This is a genomic window from Mesorhizobium sp. WSM4813 (assembly GCF_055811555.1).
Map to the genome: position 1 here is coordinate 1 of NZ_JBVVQU010000127.1, position 2,464 is coordinate 2,464.

Annotated in this window: 1 protein-coding gene; it reads right to left on the minus strand. The window is 59.1% G+C overall.

Translation table 11 applies throughout. The annotated features are described in order from the left end of the window. Positions 1–390 precede the first annotated feature (390 nt). On the minus strand, positions 391–1,974 hold the full coding sequence (locus AC0L25_RS32245; RefSeq protein ID WP_473599156.1) for an ABC transporter substrate-binding protein: 1,584 nt from the start codon (positions 1,972–1,974) through the stop codon (positions 391–393). Positions 1,975–2,464 lie beyond the last annotated feature (490 nt).

The following is a 2,464-nucleotide window of genomic DNA, read 5'->3' on the forward strand; positions in this document are numbered from 1 at the left end:
GGGATCATCTCCAAACTCGAATTGACAACGTGCCTGATGATTTGCGTCGTCACATCCATTGCCCAATCTCCATGCGAGTGATCGCCCTTTTTTGACTGACGACAGATCGCACATCGCTCGCGTCATCCAGACCGCCGCGACGACCTCGGAATGCATCTACGCGAATGACGTCCTGCGCTTAGCGCTCGCCTCAACGTATGGCGGATGAATGTGAGGCTCTAGTTTCACTTGTGCTGCCGGTGGACCCGATCGAAAAAGGATGGGAACGACGCAGCGCGGCTCGACCAGAGCCACTGGCGTGTTCCACAGCCGCAGCATCAGCGTCGCGGTGATCTCCTCTGCATGGTAAGTGCGGTACCGAGATCGCCGGTCAAAACCCCGTCGTCCCGTTCAAGCCTCGATCCAGCATTTCGCGAACGCGTAACCGTTCATCAGTGAGTCGACCCCTCCGACATAGCCGCCAACCTTATCGGAAATGGCGTCAACGAACTGGTTGAACATTGGCACGATCGTGCCGCCTTCATCGCGAACGATGATGGCCATTTCGCGATAGAGGTTTTTGCGCTTGTCCTGGTCGAGTTCGCCGCGCGCCTCGATGAGAAGCTTGTCGAACTTTTCGTTGGAGAAGTGTGAGTCGTTCCAGGAAGCCGTCGACAAATAGACGGTCGAGTACATTTGGCTTTGCGTCGCTCGTCCGCTCCAGTAGGTTGCGCAGAAGGGCTGCTTGTTCCAGACTTCTGACCAGTAACCGTCGCTCGGCTCGCGCTTGACCTCAATGGTGATGCCGGCCTTGGCCGCGCTCTGCTGGTAGAGCTGCGCGGCGTCGACGGCGCCTGCAAAGGCAACCTCGGAGGTCCTGAGAAGGATTGGACCGCTGTGGCCCGACTTTTTATAATGGAACTTAGCCTTATCCGGATCGAAGCTGCGCTGCTCGATGTCTTCGGGGAAGAGCGGGTAGGAGGCGTTAATCGGGAAGTCGTTGCCGATCGTCCCGTAACCGCGCAAAATCTTATCGACCATCTCCTGCCGATCTATCGCGAGCTTAAGCGCCATCCTGAGATCGCTGTTATCGAAGGGTGCCGTATCGCAGAACATGTTGAAAACGTCATAGCCGGGACCTGACACGGGCTCGACCTTCAGGTTGGGCACGCGCTTGACGAGATCGACGATCTTGGGCTCGACCATGTTGATCATGTGAACCTGGCCGCCCTGCAGCGCGGAGATGCGCGCCGTGGCGTCGTTGATGGCGATGATCTCCACCTGGTCGGCGAAACCCATCTTGTCAGACTGCCAGAAATTGGCGAAGCGCTCACCGACGTAGCGGACACCGGGCTGGTTGACGGTCACCTTATAGGGACCTGCGCTGATGCCTTCAGCCGGATTGTCCTTGCCACCGTTGGGCTGGATGACGAGATGGTAATCCGTCATCAGAAAGGGCAGCTCGGCGTCCGGCTCCTTTAGGGTGATGATGACGTTCCGGCCGTCGGCCTTGAGGCTCTCAATGTTGGCCAAGATACCCAGCGCGCCGGACTTCGAGTCCTTATTGGAATGGCGTTCCAACGTCACCACCACGTCTTCCGCCCTCACGGTCTTGCCGTTGTGAAATTCCACGTCCTGACGAATCTTGAAAGTCCAGACCTTGGCGTCCCTGGACGAGCCGATTTCCTCGGCGAGGCGGTTCTCCAGTCCGCCGCCGGGCGCTACCGCCACCAGATACTCGCCCCAGCATTTGCCGAAGTTGGACGGCAACGTCATGAACACCGCCGGATCGAGGCTTTGGGTCGCCTCACCGCCATGGAGGCCGCCCTTGATAATTCCGCCGCGGACCGGTCCCTGGGCCCGCGCGGCGCTAGTGAGGAACGAATTCGCAAACGTGGCCGAGACGCCAAGCGCCGTGGCACGGCCGAGAAATTCACGCCGGCTCAGCCGGCCCGCAACGACGCAGCGGCTAAGATAGTCGACTTCCTGTGACATTTGGATCCTCCTCCCTCCAAGTGTTTCCCGGGGGGCCCTTCGGTGCAGCCTCTATTCCCGTGATCGTAACAATGTAAACTGAGTCGCTATCCGCAAATCACCGTCGATTAATGCAGCAAACCGGCGTTTTCGCGCCGCTGACGCATAGGGGCGATTTGTGATTCCGATGGTTCCCTAGTGGCCCAACCGCATGGTAGCCTCTCGTTGGCCAGCCGGCGACTACCTCTCAGCGAGGCGAAAGTTCGCTCAACGACCCATCGTGGCGACAGCACCTCAAAGGCTTTGGCATGTCGGAGGGCTTGATGATTTCGATGGTCCACGTGCCGAGATTGGCCATAGCCTGCGTCAGTGTTTCTCCGGCATCCCCGTCGGCGAACAGACGGCCCGACCACAGGTAAAGCTGTCAAAGGAGGCGATGACGCAGACTGCCCAATCCCTGTCCTGGACGTCCGGCGTATGCACCGCTAGCCCGATCAGGTGCGCTCGGTGT

Bases quoted from the DNA above. Each gene is read 5' to 3' on its own strand.
- AC0L25_RS32245 (WP_473599156.1), bottom strand. From the start codon at position 1,974: ATGTCACAGGAAGTCGACTATCTTAGCCGCTGCGTCGTTGCGGGCCGG.